Genomic DNA, 22,034 nt, shown 5'->3' on the forward strand with positions numbered 1-22,034 from the left:
AAAATGGAAATGATGACACGACGAGCGTATGGTTTTAGAAACTTTGAAAATTACAGATTACGCGTTCTAGCCCATTGTGGGTGGGACGGTGTGATTAACAGGGTTTAATGAGTGCCATCCCCCGTTAATGGGGTAGAGCCCACGACGAGCGTATGGTTTTAGAAACTTTGAAAATTACAGGATAAGAGTGCTGACCCATTGTGGATGGGACGGTGTGATTAACAGGGTTTGATGAGCGCCATCCCCCGTTAATGGGGTAGAGCCAATTATTTTTGGTCTGCATCAACTGCTAACACGTAGATAACTTGATTAGTTCTGCCATTAAACTACCGCAAGCGCACGAAATGCCTTTGTCTACTATACGTCTACTATGAAGATTTTCTGGATTTGACTTCGAATAGCAAAATCGCTGTAAGCTATTGATTTATATTGGTGCCCGGGGCCGGACTTGAACCGGCACGACATTGCTGTCGGGAGATTTTAAGTCTCCTGTGTCTACCGATTTCACCACCCGGGCTAAGGGGTTCTGGCCTAATAGCCAGTAATGATACAAAAACCTATGAACAACGGCTTTTGGGTAGCGCTAGTGCTTTAAAAGCGTTCGCAGTCTACTGATATGATTCAAAAAAATCAACGGCTTAGGGGTTTTAATTACTGCTTAATTGGCAATTATCGCCTGACGCGCCCGTTGTCGGGCACAGTAGCGCAAAGACAGCAGTAATGCAGCCAGCAGGCCCACCATTGTCCATAGCGGATATTTAAGACCATAAACCAAAGGGCTTAGACCCACACGAGTGATTACTCGTAGCGTAGTGGAGCTGGCAATTGTCTCTGCTATTGGTGGTGAGTATTGGTAATAAGCGGCCACCAAGCTACGCCCCCAGCTGTAGGGCAGTAATACGGTGTCGCGAAAATTGCGCAATACTTGTACGTCTGGCGCCATATAACTGCCGTAGGCCGCAGTGGCGATAAAACATGCGCCGCCACCGCCACTGCCACCACCGCCTTCACTTCTGGTTGTTGGTGGCGCTTGGCCCACTGATATGGCAAGGGCACTTGCCGCCGCCTCCGCATTAATTAAACCGTCACCGCTTACATCGTCGTAGCCGATAGCTGCGCGACGACCATTTATGTCGATAGCCGTACTTTTTACTGCGGCAATCAATTGCGCGGGGGTCGCTGCTGGGTAGGCTTGTTTATAAAGGGCAAAAACAGCAGCGGCATTAGGTGCCGCTGCCGAGGTTCCATAAAAGTTGGGAAAGCTGTCTGGCTCGCCATCTTCTGACGCCACATTGGCGGACGGCACCCCCAAAAAGGTGTTGTTGTTGCCGTCAACTGCAGCAAAGCTCGGTACTTCGCGATTTTCTACTTGATAATTGCCATTTTGGTCAAACTGTAGGCGATTAATGCCGCCCCGCGAGGTAAAGGGTTCTGGGTCGATACCAATGGTATCGTAGCCTTCTGGACGGAACTCTGGCGATTCCCACCACGGCACGGCCGCGATCGACGCAACGTTGCGAGCCATTGAGTGCCCCCAAACAGCAACGCCGTTGTAGGGATACTCAACACTACTGGGCGCATCGCCTGTAATCAAAATTCTAAACTCTAGACGAATGCCCGCCTTTTGCGGAATGTCATCTTGGTTGCCATCAAAATGCTCAACTGCAATGTAAAAAACTTCGGTGTTTTGCCCACTCTTTAAGGTCACAAACTCAAAAGCGTCACCGTCTGGATTGCCGGTTGCCCCCTGCTTATTTCTACCGGCATCCACGTAGTCTGGGCTAATTTCATTGAAAGCGAGCACGCTCGGCGCGCGCGTCGCATACAAATCGAGGTCTATTTGTGCACCCTTGGCAGCGTTTACCGACGCATTGGGCTGGTTCCAATTCAGCACAACATAAGTTAATGAATTTGGCTCAAGAGTAATGGCTAAAAACCGATCACTGCCATTGGAGCTCCAGTTATGCAAGTCATTGCCAGTAGGAATCGCGCTAACACCAGGCTCATCTATACTGGCATTTGAATCTTTAAACAGGTAGCGGTAGGCTTGGTCGGCGTCATTGCCCGCCGCAGTTAAGTAAGGCACACCCGCCGCCACACAGCGACTGGCCGCCAGTGCGGGCAAGTCATCTTGGTACACGCTTTCGCTGAGGAACAAAATGTCATCAACAACAACATCTGCCTGACCCGGACTGCACAGCCGATCAATGGCCTCGGCCAATTCAAACCGACTTCTGCCTGCTGCATGAAATAAAAAGTTGGCGCCCGGCGCAACGTCATAGGCGAGCTCCGCCATGGCAGCGCCTTCGTCGGTGCCGCCGTCAACGTCATCGCGAAGCAGGCCAATAGAAGCCGGGAGGTCACCACTATTTTGTGAATGGCTGCCCTGCAGGTTACCGGCAGCATAGAGTGCAGGCGCGGTATTGTTATCACGCATGGCGCTAGTCTGGGCAAAGCTGTCTGAAATTATACCAATGGTCTGACCGCTGCCATTCACGCCTAGGGTGTTACTGATAATCTCGGAACGCATCGCCCGACCCGCCCGACTAGTAACCGAGCCAACCCGCAGTACCGAGGGTGTTTCTAAATTAAGGGAGCGAATGTTACTGAGTTCAGCAAGGGCAAGCAGGGCACCGGCTGATGGCGCTTTTACCGACGCGTATTTGCCATTACCGCTTAAGAATAATAACTGAATACCCTGCTCAGCTAAAAACTCCTGCAAACCAGTGTCATGATGAAGATGTAACTCAACGACCATGCTGTGCGTCAACGTGCCACTGCTGCCGCGCAGCAAAGCCTGCTCTTGGCCAACATCGAGTAATGTCTGACGATTGATGCCAACCGCCCTTTGCAGGTGGCTGTCCATTTTAGCGAGCGCTGGCGAGGTTTGTGCAAGCTTTTGCTTTATATTGGCTTCAGCCAAAATACCGATACTAAGTAGACTAATGCCAAATACCAGCATTGTTGCCCAGCTATATTTTACGCTCATCGAATGCCTTCAGGGATAATTCCCGCTTGGGTTTATCAGTGCTCATTGACACTGCCATAACGCCTTCAATCGCGACTAGCTTCTGCAATTGCACCTGGGTTTTAACCCAAAGCCTAAGACGCTGATTAACCGGATTCATATAGTCTAATGTATAGCCTGCGTTTTTGATATTTGCGACCATAGCGTCAACGTTTGTCGACCAATAGCGAATATCTACCAATAAGCCCAATTTCGGATCAATATGGATCGCCAAGCCCTGCCCGGTTATACGCCACAAAGACTCATTCAGATTCACCAATGTGTTTAAGGGGGCGTGCAAAACCACATTTTGAATAATGACCGCGTCTCGGCCCTCGCGCTGGCGATCCGCCTCTTGTATGGTACAAGCAAACAACAAGCCGCCCACTGCAACAAGCACTAAGCACAGGTCGATAACAGCCATAACATACTGCCTTAGCGTTAACATTAATTCTCCTATCCAGTGCCGATAAACAGCGTATTTTATCCACCCCCATTAGTTTAACGGTTGCGACCGCCGTAATAAGTAAGGGATTCACACAGGCCCCGCCACCAAATTGGGCTCTTGACATCGACCATTAACATATATGAAAATTCGAATATGTAAGCCAAGGTTGCGCCCGCTATGCCACTACCCCAATTTTTCAAATGCCTTGCGGAGGACACTCGGCTAAAAATTTTGCTGCTACTTAAAAGCCATGGCGAACTGTGTGTTTGCGACCTGACCCTTGCTCTTTCAAGCAACCAACCGAAAGTGTCTCGCCATCTTGCCGAGCTTAAAAAGCACGGCTTAGTGAGTGACGAGCGACGGGGAAAGTGGATTTACTACCGTTTAAACTCCGCGTTGGCACCGTGGCAAGCGTCAGTCATCGCGCTCGCATTAAACAATGCAGCCGATTTTATTCACGTTGAAAACGCGCTACTGAACAGCCACTTAAATGAGCGCTGTTGCTAATTTGCACGCGCGTTCACCCCACCGAGTACGATCATGACCACGCCATTTAAAATTTTGTATATCTGCACCCACAATCGCTGCCGTAGTATTTTATGCGAGGCCATTAGCAATGCAGCGGGCGCAGGTGCAATTGAGGCACGCAGCGCGGGCAGCCAACCTAGCGGCGAGGTTCACCCTTTGAGCCTGCGTTATTTGGACGAGCTAGGCATTGCAACTACTAAGCTGTGCAGCCAGTCCTGGGACGAGCACCGCAATTTTGCGCCAGATTTAGTTATTACGGTTTGCGACAGCGCTGCTGGCGACGCCTGCCCGCTATGGCTGGGCAGTGCCCAAAAAGTGCACTGGGGGTTGGCCGACCCATCAAAACTCACGGGCAGCGATAGCGAGATCGCCGCAGGGTTCCACACTTGCATCGCAGAAATTCAGCGCCGCACCGCCGCGCTTCTCGCCTTAAACCTAGGCGCATTGCCAGCCGATGAGCGACTCAATGCCCTGCGCAAGCTCGGCGCACACTAAACTATTTTTTACATTTCGGAGTATTACATGGGATTATTTGAACGTTACCTGAGCGTTTGGGTGACACTAAGCATTGTGGTCGGCGTTGTCTTGGGACAGGTCTTTCCCGCCCTCTTCAGCCTTGTTGCTAGCCTCGAAATAGCCCATGTTAATTTAGTGGTAGCAGTGCTTATTTGGGTCATGATTTATCCAATGATGATCCACATTGACTTTGCGGCTATGAAGGACGTTGGCAAAAAGCCAAAAGGCTTAGCCCTTACACTGGTTGTGAACTGGTTGATTAAGCCCTTCACCATGGCGCTTATCGCTTGGCTATTTTTTGATGTACTATTTGCCCGCTGGATCGACCCCCAATCCGCCAGCGAATACATCGCTGGAATGATTTTACTCGGCGTAGCCCCCTGCACGGCAATGGTCTTTGTTTGGAGCCAGCTCTGTAATGGCGACCCAAATTACACCCTGGTCCAAGTTTCAATAAACGATATTATTATGGTGTTTGCCTTTGCGCCGATTTGCGCTCTTTTGCTTGGTGTTAACGCCATTGCTGTGCCGTGGCAAACCCTGCTGCTGTCAGTGTTTTTATATGTGCTTACTCCCCTTGCTGCTGGTTACCTCACGCGCAAGCTCGTCAGTGGCAACGGCATCACCAAGCTCGGCAAAACCCTTAAGCCATGGTCTATTTGCGGCCTACTAACCACCATCGTGCTGCTCTTTGGTTTTCAGGCTGACGTTATTCTGAGCCAGCCCCATATCATTGTACTGATCGCCATTCCGCTGCTCATTCAAACCTATGGCATTTTTGCTTTGAGTTTTTTTGCCGCGCAGCGCCTGCGCCTGCCCTTTAATATTGCCGCGCCAGCCTGCATGATCGCCACATCCAACTTCTTTGAGCTAGCCGTAGCCGTGGCCATTTCGCTGTTTGGCTTAAACTCGGGGGCAGCCCTAGCAACGGTGGTTGGCGTATTAGTTGAAGTGCCGGTAATGTTGTCGCTGGTGTATTTTGCGAATCGCAATCAGCATCGGTTTGAATGATAGTGCCCGATGTTTGACGGGAAGTGCACAGGCGAGTTACATGGATTATCGGGGCTGAGGCCTGATGTTTAAGGCTATTCGCCGCGCTCACATTGATCCCTGCCTGCGCAGGGATGACTTGATGTGCGCACGTATGACGACGCTTAGGAAGACATGACTTGATCGGCTTGGCGTGAGCACAAATAAGCGCAAAAAGTTCGTCACACCTGCGGAGGCAGGCGTCTATTCTAGCTACGACGCTACAATAACGCCGCCTTTGTGAGCGCAAGAGCCACTTTTACTTTTAGCCTCCCCCCATCAAGCACGCTTAGAACTTAGCAGGAGCATAGCCTGTTACTTCACTAATACCCATTTCCTTACCGAGTGCGGTCAGTGGATGTACTACAACCAGGCCCCGCACCGTTTTTTTGAATTTACCCATATCGGCCTGCTCGGCTTTGGTCAATGCTCTGCTAAACCCAAGGGTTTTGAGCTCTTCCGCCTTGCCCGCATTTTGCGCCCCGCGCATACCTTTAATGCTGGCCACTTTACGGCTTAAAGTACTGAGCTCTTTTTTAAACTGCAGCACTGACTTTTGATCATCCCGCAATTTAGCCGCTTCTAATTTACGGCGATACAGATCAATTTTATTATTCAGTTGCTGGATATCTTGATTCAAATTCATGGCGTAAACCTCACTCTGGGTGCGCACACGCACACCTCTGCGCCAGTGCTTATTAGCACGGGCCTAATAATTGGCGGCAGTATAGCAAGAAGTCTCGACTCGAATTGAGTCAACTAAGCCAGTTCAACAAAATTACCTTATAAAGCGCTGACGAGACCACCCGAAACGGCGAATAGGGGCAGTGGCCTGCCCTTGGGTCACTGTTGAGCTTAAATGCTAAGCTAAATCGCTTACTTGCTTGCGCTGAGGCGTTTGCCCAGCGAGTAGATCGTCTGGCTGCTCGTTGTCGGGTTTTGATTTAGGGAAATATTTTAAGAAATAGGGCCTCCGCAATACCAGAAACGCTGCAGGCACAAAAAACAGAGACAAAATCGTTGTCAGCACGGTGCCACCCGCAAGCACAATCGCAAATGGTGGCCAGAACCCCCCTCCAGACAAAATAAGGGGTAATAAGCCAACCACCGTTGTTATGGTGGTGGAGCTGATGTGCTTAGTACATATCGCTACCGTTTCAACAATTTCAACCCGATTCCCCGACATTGCCAACGGCGAGGCTTTGAGCTCTGTCAAAATAACAATTGCCGCGTTAACCGCTAAGCCCATTAACCCCATTAAGCCGAGAATCGCTGTAAAACCGAATGGGAACTGCGCAAACCAAAGGCTCAACATGCCCATACCCGCCGACTGGATAGCCACAATAAAGACCAAGGCGGACAATCTAAAGGAATCGAAGGCCATTACCACCGTCACGACCAGTAGCACCAGAATAATTCCAACGCTCCCTAACAGTTTACCCACCGTGTTATTGCGCTCTTCAGCTTCACCGCCAATCTCTAGCTTATAGCCGTCGGGAACCACAAAGCCATCATTCTCTATGTTCGCTTTTATGCGATTAAGCACCACCGCTGGTAGCACTCCATTGCCGACATACACCTCAACGGTATTCATTCGCATACCGTCCCGGCGTGATATTTTGGCTTGCGCTGGGCGTAAACTAACATCAGCCAAGGCCGACAAGGGGCGCGAGCCCGTTGGCAGCGCCAAGGGAAACGACATCAACATATCGACGCTCAATTGCTTAACCTGTGCGCCGGATACCCGAATTGGAATTTGTTCAGTGCGGTCAAGCAAGCTACTACTGACCACACCGTCGACACTCGCCGCCAGTAACCGTGACAAATCTTTTAAGCCAACCTTGCTGCGCTGAGCCTCACTCTCATCAATATCTAACCAAACTTTTGGCACAACTTCAGCGAGCGAATCACGAGCGTGAATAACATCCTTGGTTTCTAGGACGATGCGTCTAAGCTGATCACCGAGTCGTTTTAACTGGGCTATATCATTTCCATACAAGCGCAGCTCAACCGGAGCATTAGATGGCGGCCCCTGCGCCAAGCGCTGAACCACAATTTGGTAGTCAGGAAACGCCGCATCTAGCTCAGTTTGCAATTCACCTACTAAGCGATTGGCAGCCCTAAAATCGACCATCGTGATCATCGCTTGCGCGTAATTAGATGAACCGTCGCGACTGTCTTTTAAATTGTAATAAAACGACGGCCCATTTTGCCCAACAAACCAATTTAAAGCCCTTATTTCGGGATGCGCGTTGATAAGCGTACTGACTTTCTGGGTCGCTTCTAACGTGCGATGTATGCTGGTTCCCGCGGGAAGAAATAGCTCAAAATTAATCATGTCCCGGTCTGACGGCGGGAAAAACTGTTCGGGCAAGGTGTTTATCAAAAAGAAGCCGCACAGCGGCAAGATTGACGCCAACAACATCACTCGGCGAGGTCTTAGCAAAACCCACCCGAGTACGGACCTAAAGTAATTATCTAATTTCGGATGACTCGTGCCGCTGCGTTGCTTTTTGTCCAACCACCGCCCGGCTATAGGGGCTATGATCAGCAAAGAAATGAGCCAAGAACCGGCTAGCGAAAATATAACTGCATAGGCTAACGGACCTACAAATTCGCCAGCGGGTCCTGCCATTAAAACAATGGGCATAAACGTTAAAATAGTCGTTAGTGTTGAGCCCAGCAGCGGTATCCAAAGGTGACGTAACGCTTTAGTCGACGCGGCAACAGGCGAAAAACCACTACGACGATTACGCATTACCGTATCAACAACCACAATCGCATTGTCGACCATAATACCCAGCGCAACTATTAGCCCTGTGACCGACATCTGATGGATCGGCAAGTCAAAGAAACGCATACAGGCAAGCGAAAACATCATCGTTAACGGCAATGACACGGCCACAATAACCGCCGACCTCAAGCCCAGGGTATAAAGTAAAATAATAAAAATGAAGATAAAACCGAGTAAAATATTATTTACCAACTCACTGAGCCGAACATCGTTGTAGCGCTCTTGTACGAATAGCTCTTGCACCCCAACTTCTTCGGGTAAAGTTTTCTTAAACTCGGCAACTTCCTGCTGCAGCCTTTCTGTCCAATGATCGCCCCGGCGGTCAGACAGCATCCGCGACCCCACTGCCACACCGCGCTGACCGCCAATTATTGCAAATTCAGACGGCGAGTCTGGCTCGCCGCGATATATTGCTGCAATATCTTGCAGCTGTAATGAGCCGCCGCTGGCTAACGTTAACAGCGGCGTACGACGAACCCGCTCAAGCTCATCAAAACCACCCTCTAGCTCGAGCGACAGCCGCTGCGTGGCATTACTCAATTCACCAGCCGCCGTTTTAGCGTCACTACTGCTTAATAAGGCCGCTATTTGCGGTACATCTAGCCCTACCGCAGCCGCTTTGACGAGATCAACTTTAACTTGAACCTCTTCCGCTGGGGCGCCATAGAGCTTCACTAAATCCGTTCCAGACAGACCGCGCAGTCGGCTGGCCAATTCTTCGGCATAGCGACCAAGGCGCAATTCGTCAACCTCACCTTCGCCCTGCCAAACAAGCGCGCCGATCCACGTAAAAGCGTGGCCACGCTCAGTATCAACAACAGGCGCTGACGCGCCCGCTGGCAGCAAGTGTCGCGACTGTTCAATTTTGTCGCGTATTTCTGCCCATAGCACCACATTCTCATCGCCGTAAATTTCGTCTTTCAGCTGCACTACGACGATCGACACCCCAGAGCTAGAGTGGGATGTGACATGAATAACTTCGGGAATACGGCGAATCACGTCTTCTAAGGGCTCAGATACCAGTGTTTCGATCCGTTCCGCACTTGCGCCGGGAAAAGCAGTAATCACCAGCGCATGCCGATTGGTCATCTGCGGGTCTTCCATGCGCGGCAAACTGCCAATGGCAGCAAGCCCCGCCACCAAAATAAGGGCAAACGCCAGCGCGACCATCCGCGGGTTATTAAGGAGATTTTGGCTCATTCGGTTTACTCCTGGGCCAAAATAACATGCAATTCAGGCGCCAGGCGATGAATGCCACCACTGACAACACGGTCGCCACTGCGTAGCCCGCCACTTAAATATACTTGGCCTTCATATTGATAAAGGACTTGCACCGAGCGTTTTTTTAACTGAAACCGGCCCTCTTCCCTCGACACTATCTGGTAAACGGCCCAGGTTCCACGCACGTCTTCGAGCAATGCCTGCAGTGGCACCCAAAAGCCCGCAACCTGACGTGTCTCGGGCAAAATTAAATACGCGGTATTACCGTCAACAGCAGGGGCATCAGCCGGCATGCTAACGCGCACCGTGCGCGTTTGCGTGCGCCAATCAAGATTTTGCGAAACCGAAATAAGGTTCGCTTGCCATTCGCCAAAATCACCCATTACGGGTAAAGGTTGACCAACAACGAGATTGCGACCCAGCTGGTCAGATATCCCAAACACTGCCTCACTGCGACTGGATTGCACAATTTGCATCAGTGGCTGCCCGGCTGCAACCAGCACTCCCGCTTCTAATTGCATACCGGCAATTTCTCCGGCAAAGGGCGCCAGGAGCTTGGATTTTTGTATGCGTAAGGCCACACCCTGAAGTTTTGATTCAACTTGCGCTAACTGCGCAGCCGTCGCTTGGCGCTTTGATACCAGGGTCTCCAGCTGACCTTCCGACACGTACGCCTTTTCGCGCAATGCCTGCAGGCGAATGAGGTCTTTATCAACCTGCGCGAGACGAGTACTTACTTCGATCCGCGCCGAATTAAGTTCAGTTTGCTCAATCTCCAAGCCACGAGTGTCTAAGCTTGCAAGCACCTGCCCCGTCTCGACACGCTCGCCGTCTTCAACGCTCACGCTCATTACTTGCCCAGCAAGCTCGAAGCCGATCTCTGCGCGCTGGCTACCGATGACGCGCCCGGCGAATAGGCGTTGCGCCTCATAGGACGACTGCTCTTGAATAGTCAGGTAATTCACTGGATGCAGTCGTGTTTCAGCCTGCGCCCCCACCAGAAGAAAATTCGCTAAACATAGTAGCGTCGCTGCGGTATAAAAGCGTTTCATTGCCAACATTCTCAAGTGGATCCAGATTGGCACGAATATAGATAAATCAAACTGGACTGTCCAGTCTATTTTATTTAAATTAGCATTACAAAAATGCAATCACGGATACTGTAACGTGCAAGAGAAACGCGCCCGCTCCAAAAGCGAAGAAAAACGCCAGCAAATCATCCTCTCTGCAGGAATGCTGTTTGTCGAACACGGCTTTGAAAAAGTCAGTATGGAAGGCATCGCCAAGACTGCCGGGGTTTCCAAGCAAACGATATACAGTCACTTTGGCAACAAACAGCAGCTGTTCACCGCCGCAATCGAGTCCAAATGTGACGAATACGAGCTTGTCCCCGAAGAGCAAAGCAGCACCATGGGCTGCGAAACGTATCTCAATTATTTCTGCAGCCACCTCGCCTCGCTGCTAAGCAGTCCCGAAGCACTTGGTATTTTTCGCGTTTGCGTGCGCGAAGGCGGCAATACCGAAGTTGGCGAACTATTGTGGGCCGCCGGGCCAGATAAAATCAGGCGGCGTTTGATTAACTATTTAAGCGAGCAAAACCAGCTAGGTTATTTACGCATTGACAATATCGACTTCGCCGCAAGCCAGCTCATCGCGATGGTCCACAGCGAGGCGCAATTTCGCAACTTACTGTGTATTGGCAATTCAAAGTCTGCCACGGAACTACAAAACTATGCCCAGCACTGCGTGCGCATGTTTTTAAAAGCCTACCAAACATAAGTCTAGGTAGTCTTAGTCCTCAAGCTCTTTGTGGAGCGCTGGCGCCGCACCCAAATCTGGCGGCCCCTTAGGCCCATCGATTTGCGCGGCTAGCGACGAGTTTGCCGCCAATTTAATAACCGCCTTTTGCAGCATCATACTATTTGGGTACACCACTGTGGTGCCGTCATCCCGCCGAATAAGCACATGGAACAAAGCAATTTCTAAAATCCGCCCACTAATATCATCGTCTTTATCCACCACTCTAATGCGATCACCTATACCGTAAGGGAAGGCAAAAAAGATAATCACGCCGGCGGTTAAATGACTGAGCATTGACCACTGTGCAATCAAGGCAATGCCAAGCACCGCCAAAAATGACGATATGAAAATGAATACTTGGTGGTAGCCCAAGCCTAAGAAAAAACACACGAGCACAAAACCCAACAGCAATGTTCCAAAATTCAAACTCTTGCGAACATAACCCACACGCAAGGCGGAACGCTGGTTTTTCTCAGCAAAATTAATCAACATGGTGTTGAGCACACGGTTCAAATAGAACATGACACCGACGGCAAGTAACACTATCAAAAACTTATTCATTTACTGGTATATCCCGTTGCATTATTACTGCGTTCTAGCCACTTTTGCGGGCGACGCGCACGTTTCAAAGATGTTAAATTCTCTTGGTAGGAAGCGCTGTCCTCGGGTAAATAACTGCACAAGCTAAACAAGTGCGTTTGCTTTCGCAACCAAGCCGCCCAACAAGCGTGCCCTGTCTCTATCCGCCGAAGGTAATCGTCCGGTGTTTCGCCTGCGCGACGCGGCACGCCCTTTCTTGCCAGCGCCGCGCAGCTAGCAAGATAATAGCGTGCGGCCAAGTCCTCGCCAGCGCGCTTAGGTAAACGCAAGCTAAAGAAGGCAACTAAGCACAGCGGTATGCCCCCAGCCAACATAATGACTAGCATCAAGCGCTGGGGGTTAATATCACCAAGCACCCGCAAGAGAAAATCATTTTGGGTGCCGGAATCATAATTGAGTATCCAGCGCGCCCAAGCATAATTAATATTATCAACAAAATACCGCAAACGCGTCGCCCATTCGTAGTTGCGCAGAGACAATGGCGACGCTCCCCAATATCCCTCTTGATCCCGCAACATTGCTTCTGCCCCTAATCGAATACGATTGGGGGCCACCGTGGCAGTTGGATCTACCCGCAACCACCCCTGCCCCTCGATATACACTTCTGCCCAAGCGTGGGCGTCGGACTGATTAACCAATAGGTAGCCATCCTGATCATTAAACTCACCACCCTGATAGCCCACCACTATCCGCGCAGGTACCCCTGCCGCGCGCATTAAGTACACAAAACTACCCGCAAAATGTTCGCAAAAGCCCTGACGGCTATCAAACAAGAACTCATCGACATTACTCTCACCAAGTAAGGGCGGTGTGAGGGTGTAGATAAACGGTGTTTTCTCAAAATACCGAATTGCGGCAGCTACCCGGTCTTGGGCGTCTGGCCACTGCGCCTGCCACTGCGCGGCCAGCGCCTCGGCGCGTGGGTTAATCGCCCGACCTAAGCTCAAATTTTTACGATTTAAAGCCTTATTATCGACCAAAGCATGACCCAAATTGCTGCTCACGGTGTACTGCAAGCGGCCCATTACAGGCCTGGCCGGTAACCATAAATGCTGATTGCTGTAATATACATCATCGCGGCTTACCAGCGCCTGAGGTAGCGTGTACAACCATTTATGGCTGCCCGGCTCCAAGGTTACGGTGTAATTCAGCTGCGGCTCGGCCAATACCGGAGGGGGCATTTTACTCGACCATAACGACCAGCTACTGCGAGTCCAACGCCGACCATCAAAATTATCGAGCACCAGCCCTCGCCAATATAAATCGTGAGCGGCTGGCATTGCGCGGTTAAATCGCACCCGAAAGGCCAGTGCGCCAGACTGGCTTAATTTAGCGATATCGCCAAACTCCAGCGAGTCAGACATGCCCGTGGTTGCCTTGCTGTCCGACAATGGCATGGTCCACAATGGTCCAATACGGGGGAATAGCACAAACAATATCAACATCAATGGCAGCGACTGCAAGGCCATGACAGCGACCACGCGCAACATCGGCAGGGTTTCCGCCCGTCTGCGCTGCAGTGCTTGCTGCGCCATTAATAATACTGCGATCTGCAATAGCGCCATGATGAGTGCGCCAATCTGTTGAGAAAACAGGAGTCCGCAAGCGACAATGAAATAACTGAGCATTAATATAAGCCAGTGATCTCGCGCCGTTTTGAGTTCTAATAATTTAAGCACCACCGCTAAAACCAAAATAGTGACCATGGCTTCTAACGAAAACAACGACGAAAACGAGAAATAAACGCCGCCAAGGATGCTCAGTGCAATACACGCCTTGATCCAGTGTGCGGGAAAAAACCACCCAGCGCTAACAATGCGCCAATACCAGAGGGCGACAAATGCCCACACCGCAAGTATCCACACCGGCAACACGCCGAGCTGCGGCGCTAAGGTCATCAATTGCGCCAACAGCAGCCAAATAAAGGCTTGGCGTTGCGCGACAAAATTAATCTTCGCGGCAGTCATTTAAAAGACCGCCAGTTCGCGCAGAACCTTGCTCAGCTGACCGCTGCCGGAGCCTGATGCCACGCTCAGTTTCGGCAATTTTAAACCGTAAGCTAAACCTTGTTTGTCGCAGTCTAGCGCCCAGGCACAAAGCGTACTCAAGCGCTCTTCCACACTGAGGCCCTCTAAGCTATCCCAATCTAAAATCAATTCATTGGCCTGAGACTGCTCATATTGTTTTACCAGCAAACCTTGGCCCTTGGCGTAAGCCTTCCAAAAAATTCGCCGGGGTGACTGTCCCGCCTGATAACGGTTAAAGCCACTAAATTCATCGCTATCCTTGCTGCGATCAGGAATATGCCCCTCGCCGCTGTCAGCGCTGTTTAACAAGGGACGCAAACAGCGCGGCCGCGGATAAACAAGGCAATGCCAATCTAAGGACGGTGCACTCCAGCAGCGCAAAATCCCCAAAGGGTAGCGAGACGTAACTTCCATCCGCCCCGGCCGCAAAGCGCCGCGCTTCTGTGTCGGGTATTTAATAATGACGTTAGCTGCGCCCATCTCGGCGTCTATATCGCAAACTTCCATTTGTTGATTGGGAAAGCCAACATTCAAGCGATGGCGATCTCGCCGCCCAGCCTCCAAGTGCAGATGAAAACTGGCTAATTCACCGGCAAATACCGGCTCAGCCGCACCGGCGCGCAGCAGCAGCCCAGATAAATTGGCGTAGGTGTGTAATATCGCCACCAGAAAAATACTGAATAACCAAAAGCATAAGGCAAAGATCAAATTATTCTGATAATTAATCGCCAGCAGTAGCAAGCCCAGCAACATGATGGCAAAGCCCAAGCCAGCACTGGAGGGAATGATAAAAATACGGCGTTGATTGAGAGTGATTTCACTACAGCGCGGACTGCGTTTGTCTAACCAGCTATTAAAACGGCGGCGAAATAACGCTCTAATCCGGTTTTTCATTGCTATACCACTACCGGTACCTGTGACAATAAGCGCTTAATTAAATCCGGTCCGTCACCTTGGGCATCGGCAGCTGCCGTGAGTCGATGGGCGGCAACGGGTTCTAGCACCAATTGGATGTCGTCGGGCAACACATAGTCACGCCCGTGTAACATCGCCCACGCCTTCGCGCATTGAATAAGTGCCAAGGCCGCACGGGTAGACAGGCCAAAAGCGTAGTGGGAATCTTGACGGGTAAAACCGATGAGACGCTGAACATACGACAGCACGCTGTCGCGAACTTCAATTGCGTCTACCGCATTTTGCAGGGCAATAATCTTTTCGGCATTGAGCAAGGGGCGCAGCTGACTTAACACGGCGCGGGGATCACCGCCCGCCAGCAAGCGCCGCTCCGAGCGCTCATCGGGGTAACCGAGTGATATCCGCATCAAAAAACGGTCGAGCTGGGATTCCGGCAACGGAAAGGTTCCAGATTGAAACCACGGGTTTTGCGTCGCCATAACAAAATAAGGCTGGGGTAAAGGACGCGTTTCGCCTTCAATACTGACCTGCCGTTCAGCCATTGCCTCAAGTAATGCACTTTGGGTCTTGGGGCTGGCGCGATTAATTTCATCAACGAGTAAAAATTGCGTAAAAATCGGGCCTGGATGAAAATGAAAAGCGTTGCTGTTACGGTCGAATACCGAGACCCCTAGGATATCGGCTGGCAACAAATCGCTGGTAAATTGCATACGCTGGTAGTCCAGCCCGGTGACTCTGGCAAAAGTTTGAGACAGGGTGGTTTTTCCGACGCCGGGTACGTCTTCAATCAGCAAGTGGCCCCGCGCTAATAAACAGCACAAGGCTTGCTGCACTTGACGATCTTTACCTAAGACAACCCGCCCAATCTCTGCACCTACCGCCGCTAACACAGCCAATTGATCAGACGGCATCGAGGCCACGCTGTAAGTCGGCGCGTAAATCCTCAATATCTTCTAGGCCGACCGCGACGCGAATCAAATTATCTTTAATGCCCGTTTCAGCGCGCTGTTCAGGGCTTAAGCGGCCATGCGTAGTCGTCGCTGGGTGCACGATGGTGGTTTTAGCGTCGCCAAGATTAGCCGTAATCGATACCAACCGCGTGGCATCAATAAATCGCCACGCCGCCGCCTGATCCCCGCACACTTCAAATGACATCACCCCGCCAAAGGCCTTTTGCTGAGCTGCAGCTAGCGCGTGTTGAGGATGGTCATCTAAACCAGAATAATGAACTTTGTCGATATTCGGCTGCGTTTGGAGCCACTGCGCCAAGGCTAACGCGCTGGCCGAGTGCGCCATCATCCGCAGACGCAAGGTTTCTAGCCCCTTTAGAAAAACCCAAGCATTAAAGGGACTCATACTCGGACCCGCAGTGCGAATAAAGCCTAAGACTTCGTCCATCTGTTCGCGACGACCAACGACCGCGCCACCCACACAGCGACCTTGGCCGTCTAAATATTTAGTCGCCGAGTGCACTACAATATCGGCGCCCAAGGCTAAAGGCAGCTGCAAGGCTGGCGTACAAAAACAGTTATCTACCACCAACAAGCAATTGTGCTTATGGGCGATATCAGCCAGCGCGCGAATATCCGCCACTTCCGCCAGTGGATTAGATGGCGTCTCAAGAAACAGCAGCCGAGTATCGGCACATATCGCTGCCTGCCACGCCGCTGAGTCAACCAAGTCGACAAACGTGGTACGTATACCAACTTTGCCTAAGAATTTAGTGAGTAATACCGTGGTAGTACCAAACACACTGCGGGAGCAAACTATATGGTCTCCGCTCTTGAGCAAGGCCATGCACGTGCTGAGAATAGCCGCCATACCAGAGGCCGTCGCCACCCCCATTTCAGCGCCTTCTAGCGCGGCAATCCGCTCTTCAAACGTGCGCACGGTAGGGTTGGTATAGCGCGAGTACACATTACCGGGCTGCTCACCAGAAAACCGCGCTGCGGCTTCGGCCGCTGAGGCAAACACATAACTTGAGGTCGTAAATATTGGCTCTGAATGCTCGCCTTCCGCGGTACGACGCTGACCACCGCGCACCGCGCGAGTATCAAGTGCAGCGGCGTTGAGTACCGCCACGCGTTGGGTTAAATATTCCTGTTCAGTCATGTCTTCTACCTAGACCAATCTGCTTTTATGATACGTCATTATGCAAGCCAATCAGCGCGCCGTCACCACTGCTGGCATTACGCTCATTTTGACTATTATCATTGCGGTCTGCTGCCAATTTATCGAGGTATGCTTGATCGACATCGCCGGTGATATAGTCGCCATTAAACACCGAACACTCAAAGTCATTGATCTTAGGGTTACCTTCCGATGAGCAATGCACTAAGTCATCAATATCTTGGTATATAAGCCAGTCAGCGCCAATTTCATTGCGAATTTCTTCGACTGTGCGGCCGTGGGCAATGAGTTCATCGACTGACGGCATATCGATACCGTAGACATTGGGGTAGCGCACTGGGGGCGCTGCCGAGGCAAAATACACCTTGCGAGCACCGGCGTCCCTTGCCATTTCAATGATCTGCTGGCAGGTCGTGCCCCGGACGATGGAGTCATCCACTAGCATGACGTTCTTGTCTTTAAATTCAAGACCGATGGCATTAAGCTTTTGTTTTACCGATTTTTTCCGGGCGCTCTGCCCAGGCATAATAAAAGTACGGCCGATATAGCGATTTTTTACCAAGCCTTCACGGAATTTAACGCCTAATTTTGCTGCCATTGACTGCGCAGCAATACGGCTAGAATCCGGAATTGGCACAATAACGTCGATATCGTGGCCGGGGTGATCTCGCAGAATCTGTTCTGCCAAACGCTCGCCCTGACGCAGCCGAGATTTATAAACGGAAATGCCGTCCATAATCGAGTCAGGCCGCGCAAAATACACATGCTCAAAAATACAAGGCCGGTAATCCGCCGCGTCGGCGCATTTGCGTACGTGAATTTCGCCAGAGGTTTGAATATAGACCGCTTCACCCGGCGCAACATCGGCGACTAATTTATAACCCAGTGCGTCTAAGGCCACGCTTTCTGAGGCCAACATATATTCTTTGCCGCTAGCGGATTCGCGCACGCCGTACACTAAAGGACGAATACCGTTTGGATCGCGAAAACCAATAACGCCGTAATTGGCGATCATCGCAACCACGGCATAGCCGCCCTTGCAGCGATTATGAACTCCGCTAACCGCTGAAAAAACATCATCGGCTTCAGGCACTAATTTACCGAGTTTCTGTAATTCGTGCGCGAAAACGTTAAGAAGAACCTCAGAATCTGAATCTGTATTGAGGTGGCGAAGATCAGACTGGAATAGCTCTTGGGACAGTTCAGCGGCATTGGTTAAATTGCCATTGTGCGCAAGACTAATACCGTAGGGTGAATTGACGTAAAACGGCTGCGCCAATGCGGGGCTTGAGCTACCCGCTGTTGGGTAGCGAACGTGGCCGATGCCGATATTGCCAGTTAAGCGCTGCATGTGTCTGGTGTGAAACACATCCTTTACTAGACCATTGCCTTTGCGCTGATTTAGTTTGCCATCGGCAAAGGTCACAATACCGGCGGCGTCCTGGCCGCGGTGTTGCAATACCGTTAAAGCATCATATAAATCTTGATTTACGTTGGACTTGGCGACTATGCCTGCAATGCCACACATGCAGTACTACCTCAATTAAGATGAAGATCAATGCGCTTATACGGAGTTGTTCGACATTAACATCGACACCCAGTTAACCACATCGTTGAAGCTCTGCTCTGACCAGTCCTTCATCAACAGAAACTCGGGTATCAGCTGCGATTCCTTCCACCACTGATCATTTTCTATACCCGTCAATAACGACGGAAGTAAAACTAAAGCGGCCAACACCACTATCAAACCACGAGCGGTGCCAAATATCATACCCAATAAGCGATCTGTACCGCTAAGACCAGTGCGTTTAACCACCATGGCAATAAAGTGGGTCAGTAAACTACCCAGTACCAAGGTGCTGCCAAACAGCAGTACGTACGCCAAAATTTCTCGCAGGTAAATTTTATCAACCAGATTTTCAAGTAGGCCTACGGCTTGGCTATGGAAAGCAACACTGACAAAAAATGCCACCGCCCATGAGGCCAGTGACAGTGCTTCTTTGACAAAACCACGAATCAAACTAATTAGTGCAGACAGGGTGACAACGCCAATAATGGCCCAATCTACCCAAACTAAGGTGCTTAGCACTCTAAACAGCTCCCGTGGCATTTCGAGCCGCGAATTCTAGCAAGCTCGCGCCCCCAGCCCAAGTAAGATTTCACTCTGGGCATTAAATTGACATTGCTATGGCTCAAAGCGATTAACGATAGACTTAACATTGAATCGCGTATTAATTGCGCCTTGCTGGGCAACGGCCTTGTCTTCGCTCAACACCGGCCCTACCAAGACTCTGTGCAAACGCTTGCCACCACGCTCTATTTGATCTGTAAACGCTTTATAGCCCGCGCCTTGTAGTGACTTGTTAAGGGCGACCGCATTGTCGGCATTGCCAAACACCCCTACTTGCACCACCCAGGCTAATGGCAGGCCGTGCTTATCCAGTCCGGGCTTCGTCGGCGCCTCGCTGCTTGGCTGCTGCACAGCGGGCTTTGCTGCCGGAGCACTGCTTGGCTCTGGGGGTGCCGCAACAGTCGGAGGACGCGATTTGCTTTGCACCGGCGCGGAGGCCACCTCATCATCTATGCGCGGCACAGGCTGCGGCGGTACAAGCTCAGTGTCGGCCGGTGTAATACCTTCAGGTCGCTCCGGCTCCGCCTCAAGCAAGGGTTCAAATTGTGGCGCCGCCGGAATCTGACTATGGCGATCAAGCTTGGAGGCCGCCGGACCGGTAAACAGCAAGGACCACAAAATGACGCCGCCGCAGAGTAACACCAAGGCACCAATTAAGCGCTGTCTCATCACAATGTATTCCCCTTGGCGGTTATGACCGACTTCACGTCGACCCCGCCACGCTCGGACAAAAACAACATGGCTTCTGCCACGGTGAAAAAAGAGCCAAAAACCACAATACGGTCACCACTCGCTGATTGCGCCATAGCCTGCTGAATACTTGCTGCCACGCTGCCACCGTATTGGACTCCGCTGACTTGCTGAATCATTAGCATACCGCTCACATCACTCGCTCCAGCGGCGCGGCTATTTCCATCTAAATCTGCCAGCCACCAGCTCTCGAACCATGGCTGTAAAATACTGACCATTTCCGCAATGGCCTTATCAGCCATAACCGCAAAAACGCAACGACTACGGCCGCTAACGGGATATTGCTGCAAATGTTGGCGCAGTGTAACAACTGCAGCGGGGTTATGCGCGACATCTAAAACAATATCCACGCCATCCAACACAATATGTTGGCAGCGACCCGACAGCTCAACACGCGACAAGCCGCTTCTCACCGCGGCGTCAGAAACATTCAAATCCAGATACTGCAAGGCTTGCAGAACGGTTGCGGCATTGTCAAGTAATACGCTGGGCAGCGGCAAGCCATGGTATTCAAGCTTATCGCCCTGCGCATCCAAGCCCTGCCACTGCCACTGCCACTGGCTTGTTGATTCACTATAAGAAAAGTCCCGATCTCGACATAAAACAGTTGCGCCAATATCACGCCCATAGTTCAACACCGACTGCGGCGGGTTCAAATCCCCCACCACCGCAATTCGACCTTGGCGAAAAACCCCAGCCTTCTCGCGGCCAATGACCTCACGATCACTCCCTAACCAGGCCTCATGGTCAATCGCAATAGAGCTAACAATGGCAATATCGGCATCGACAATATTCACCGCGTCTAAACGACCACCAAGCCCCACCTCAAGGATAACAACATCAAGCTCCGCACGCTGAAAAAGCCATAACGCGGCCAGCGTGCCAAACTCAAAATAGGTCAATGACGTGGCGCCGCGAGCCTCATCGATGGCACTGAAAGCGGCAAGCAATTCATCGTCGCTCACATACCGACCGGCAATACCGATACGCTCGTTGTAATGAACAAGATGGGGAGAGGTGTACGTGCCAACCCGATAGCCTTCAGCACTGAGAATGGCGCTACTTAGCGCAACACAACTACCTTTGCCGTTTGTACCCGCCACCGTGATAACAGGCATAGCTAGGGCAATATTAAGGGCCTTGGCAACAACGGAAACCCGTTCAAGGCCCAAATCAATCGCACGGGGGTGCTGACACTCCAACCATTGCAGCCACTCATCAAGTGTCGTAAAGCGCATCGCCTTTATCGTGCTTAATGGGTGTAATGCGTAAGGTTAGACAGTATTCGACTAAGGGTGTCACGCATATCAGCTCGACGCACAATCATATCGATTGCGCCGTGGGCCAATAAAAACTCGCTGAGCTGAAAGCCTGGCGGTAATTTTTGACGAATGGTTTGCTCAATAATATTAGGACCTGCAAAACCGGCCCGCGCGCCCGGCTCGGCGACATTAATATCGCCAAGCAAAGCCAAGCTCGCCGACACACCACCGTAGATAGGGTCGGTCATTACCGACACATAGGGCACGCTGTTTTGCTTCATGCGCTCAAGAACTGCACTGGTCTTGGCCATTTGCATTAAGGAAATAAGCGCTTCTTGCATGCGCGCACCGCCAGAAGCCGAAAAACAAATTAATGGCCAGCCTTCTTTCATGGCGACATTGGCAGCTTGGGTGAATTTTTCACCAACAGCAGAACCCATTGAACCGCCGTGGAAATTAAATTCAAAGGCCACCACCACAACAGGCAGGCCTTTAACCTTACCTGTATAGGCGACAAGTGCGTCTTTTTCACCCGTCGATTTTTGCGCTGCGGTCAAACGGTCGCGGTATTTCTTTTTGTCTTTAAATTTGAGGCGATCAACAGGCTCGATATGGGCAAGAATTTCTTCACGGCCAGCCTCATCGAGAAACAAAGCAATGCGCCGACGCGCACCAATGCGCATATGGTGGTCACATTTAGGACAAACGTCCATATTGCTTTCCAACTCGGGACGGTACAAAACCGCCTCGCATTTCACGCATTTCTTCCATAGACCTTCCGGCACGACACCTTTCGCGCTGCGCTTTTCCGACTCTACCCGACGCACTCCCGAAGGAAGAATTTTGTCTACCCAACTCATAATCCGTTCCTGTTAG

General features: G+C 51.1%; 20 protein-coding genes and 1 tRNA gene. 5 read left to right on the top strand and 16 right to left on the bottom strand.

Annotated features, from left to right (window positions below; genetic code table 11):
* Positions 1–3 precede the first annotated feature (3 nt).
* Positions 4–108, top strand: a complete 105-nt coding sequence (locus tag ABYP33_RS06025; protein ID WP_373089459.1) for a hypothetical protein — start codon at positions 4–6, stop codon at positions 106–108.
* A 322-nt stretch (positions 109–430) separates the two neighbouring features.
* Here ABYP33_RS06025 and ABYP33_RS06030 read toward each other — a convergent pair.
* The 3 genes from ABYP33_RS06030 to ABYP33_RS06040 form a co-directional block, all read right to left on the bottom strand.
* A tRNA-Leu gene (locus ABYP33_RS06030) sits at positions 431–517 on the bottom strand.
* A 141-nt stretch (positions 518–658) separates the two neighbouring features.
* Positions 659–2,989 (bottom strand): CFI-box-CTERM domain-containing protein, encoded by a 2,331-nt coding sequence (locus ABYP33_RS06035; protein ID WP_373089407.1) that lies wholly within the window; start codon positions 2,987–2,989, stop codon positions 659–661.
* On the bottom strand, positions 2,973–3,455 hold the full coding sequence (locus ABYP33_RS06040) for a hypothetical protein (protein ID WP_373089409.1): 483 nt from the start codon (positions 3,453–3,455) through the stop codon (positions 2,973–2,975). The genes ABYP33_RS06035 and ABYP33_RS06040 overlap by 17 nt, the downstream gene beginning before the upstream one ends.
* A gap of 177 nt (positions 3,456–3,632) precedes the next feature.
* Between ABYP33_RS06040 and ABYP33_RS06045 the strand changes: the two genes are divergently transcribed.
* Genes ABYP33_RS06045 through arsB form a run of 3 tightly spaced genes read left to right on the top strand, consistent with a single transcriptional unit; the run spans position 3,633 to position 5,510 of the window.
* Entirely contained in the window at positions 3,633–3,962 is a 330-nt protein-coding gene (locus ABYP33_RS06045; RefSeq protein ID WP_373089411.1) for a metalloregulator ArsR/SmtB family transcription factor, read from the top strand.
* Between the two features lie 33 nt (positions 3,963–3,995).
* Positions 3,996–4,478, top strand: coding sequence for an arsenate reductase ArsC (locus ABYP33_RS06050; RefSeq protein WP_373089413.1), 483 nt, complete (start codon positions 3,996–3,998; stop codon positions 4,476–4,478).
* 27 nt (positions 4,479–4,505) lie between these two features.
* The gene (arsB, locus tag ABYP33_RS06055; RefSeq protein ID WP_373089415.1) at positions 4,506–5,510 is read left to right on the top strand and encodes an ACR3 family arsenite efflux transporter; all 1,005 of its coding nucleotides are present in this window, start codon (positions 4,506–4,508) and stop codon (positions 5,508–5,510) included.
* 307 nt (positions 5,511–5,817) lie between these two features.
* Here arsB and ABYP33_RS06060 read toward each other — a convergent pair whose 3' ends face one another.
* From ABYP33_RS06060 to ABYP33_RS06070, 3 genes are all read right to left on the bottom strand, one after another.
* Positions 5,818–6,201, bottom strand: coding sequence for a YibL family ribosome-associated protein (locus tag ABYP33_RS06060; RefSeq protein WP_373089417.1), 384 nt, complete (start codon positions 6,199–6,201; stop codon positions 5,818–5,820).
* 189 nt (positions 6,202–6,390) lie between these two features.
* Entirely contained in the window at positions 6,391–9,522 is a 3,132-nt protein-coding gene (locus tag ABYP33_RS06065) for an efflux RND transporter permease subunit (RefSeq protein WP_008249688.1), read from the bottom strand.
* Between the two features lie 5 nt (positions 9,523–9,527).
* Positions 9,528–10,595 (bottom strand): efflux RND transporter periplasmic adaptor subunit, encoded by a 1,068-nt coding sequence (locus tag ABYP33_RS06070; RefSeq protein WP_373089420.1) that lies wholly within the window; start codon positions 10,593–10,595, stop codon positions 9,528–9,530.
* Positions 10,596–10,710: 115 nt separating this feature from the next.
* Here ABYP33_RS06070 and ABYP33_RS06075 point away from each other — a divergent pair, with 115 nt between their 5' ends.
* Positions 10,711–11,322: a TetR/AcrR family transcriptional regulator gene (locus ABYP33_RS06075; RefSeq protein WP_008249684.1), complete on the top strand. Its 612-nt coding sequence runs from the start codon at positions 10,711–10,713 to the stop codon at positions 11,320–11,322.
* 12 nt (positions 11,323–11,334) lie between these two features.
* Here ABYP33_RS06075 and ABYP33_RS06080 read toward each other — a convergent pair whose 3' ends face one another.
* The 10 genes from ABYP33_RS06080 to accD form a co-directional block, all read right to left on the bottom strand.
* Positions 11,335–11,904: a mechanosensitive ion channel family protein gene (locus ABYP33_RS06080; protein ID WP_008249682.1), complete on the bottom strand. Its 570-nt coding sequence runs from the start codon at positions 11,902–11,904 to the stop codon at positions 11,335–11,337.
* Positions 11,901–13,910, bottom strand: a complete 2,010-nt coding sequence (locus tag ABYP33_RS06085; RefSeq protein WP_373089423.1) for a DUF3488 and DUF4129 domain-containing transglutaminase family protein — start codon at positions 13,908–13,910, stop codon at positions 11,901–11,903. The genes ABYP33_RS06080 and ABYP33_RS06085 overlap by 4 nt, the downstream gene beginning before the upstream one ends.
* Positions 13,911–14,864, bottom strand: a complete 954-nt coding sequence (locus ABYP33_RS06090; protein WP_008249678.1) for a DUF58 domain-containing protein — start codon at positions 14,862–14,864, stop codon at positions 13,911–13,913.
* Positions 14,865–14,866: 2 nt separating this feature from the next.
* Positions 14,867–15,796, bottom strand: a complete 930-nt coding sequence (locus ABYP33_RS06095) for a MoxR family ATPase (protein ID WP_040803133.1) — start codon at positions 15,794–15,796, stop codon at positions 14,867–14,869.
* Positions 15,786–16,997, bottom strand: a complete 1,212-nt coding sequence (locus ABYP33_RS06100) for an O-succinylhomoserine sulfhydrylase (protein ID WP_008249673.1) — start codon at positions 16,995–16,997, stop codon at positions 15,786–15,788. The genes ABYP33_RS06095 and ABYP33_RS06100 overlap by 11 nt, the downstream gene beginning before the upstream one ends.
* 25 nt (positions 16,998–17,022) lie before the next feature.
* Positions 17,023–18,543, bottom strand: coding sequence for an amidophosphoribosyltransferase (purF, locus tag ABYP33_RS06105; protein ID WP_008249671.1), 1,521 nt, complete (start codon positions 18,541–18,543; stop codon positions 17,023–17,025).
* Positions 18,544–18,579: 36 nt separating this feature from the next.
* Entirely contained in the window at positions 18,580–19,104 is a 525-nt protein-coding gene (locus tag ABYP33_RS06110; protein ID WP_373089426.1) for a CvpA family protein, read from the bottom strand.
* A gap of 96 nt (positions 19,105–19,200) precedes the next feature.
* Positions 19,201–19,815, bottom strand: coding sequence for an SPOR domain-containing protein (locus ABYP33_RS06115; RefSeq protein WP_373089462.1), 615 nt, complete (start codon positions 19,813–19,815; stop codon positions 19,201–19,203).
* Positions 19,815–21,134 (bottom strand): bifunctional tetrahydrofolate synthase/dihydrofolate synthase, encoded by a 1,320-nt coding sequence (folC, locus tag ABYP33_RS06120; RefSeq protein WP_373089428.1) that lies wholly within the window; start codon positions 21,132–21,134, stop codon positions 19,815–19,817. The genes ABYP33_RS06115 and folC overlap by 1 nt, the downstream gene beginning before the upstream one ends.
* A gap of 14 nt (positions 21,135–21,148) precedes the next feature.
* Positions 21,149–22,018 carry an acetyl-CoA carboxylase, carboxyltransferase subunit beta gene (gene accD, locus ABYP33_RS06125; RefSeq protein WP_373089430.1) on the bottom strand — a complete coding sequence of 290 codons (870 nt, stop codon included), beginning with the start codon at positions 22,016–22,018 and terminating at the stop codon, positions 21,149–21,151.
* Between the last annotated feature and the right edge of the window lie 16 nt (positions 22,019–22,034).

This window comes from Zhongshania sp. (assembly GCF_041584495.1).
In the GTDB taxonomy this organism is placed as follows: Bacteria; Pseudomonadota; Gammaproteobacteria; order Pseudomonadales; family Spongiibacteraceae; genus Spongiibacter.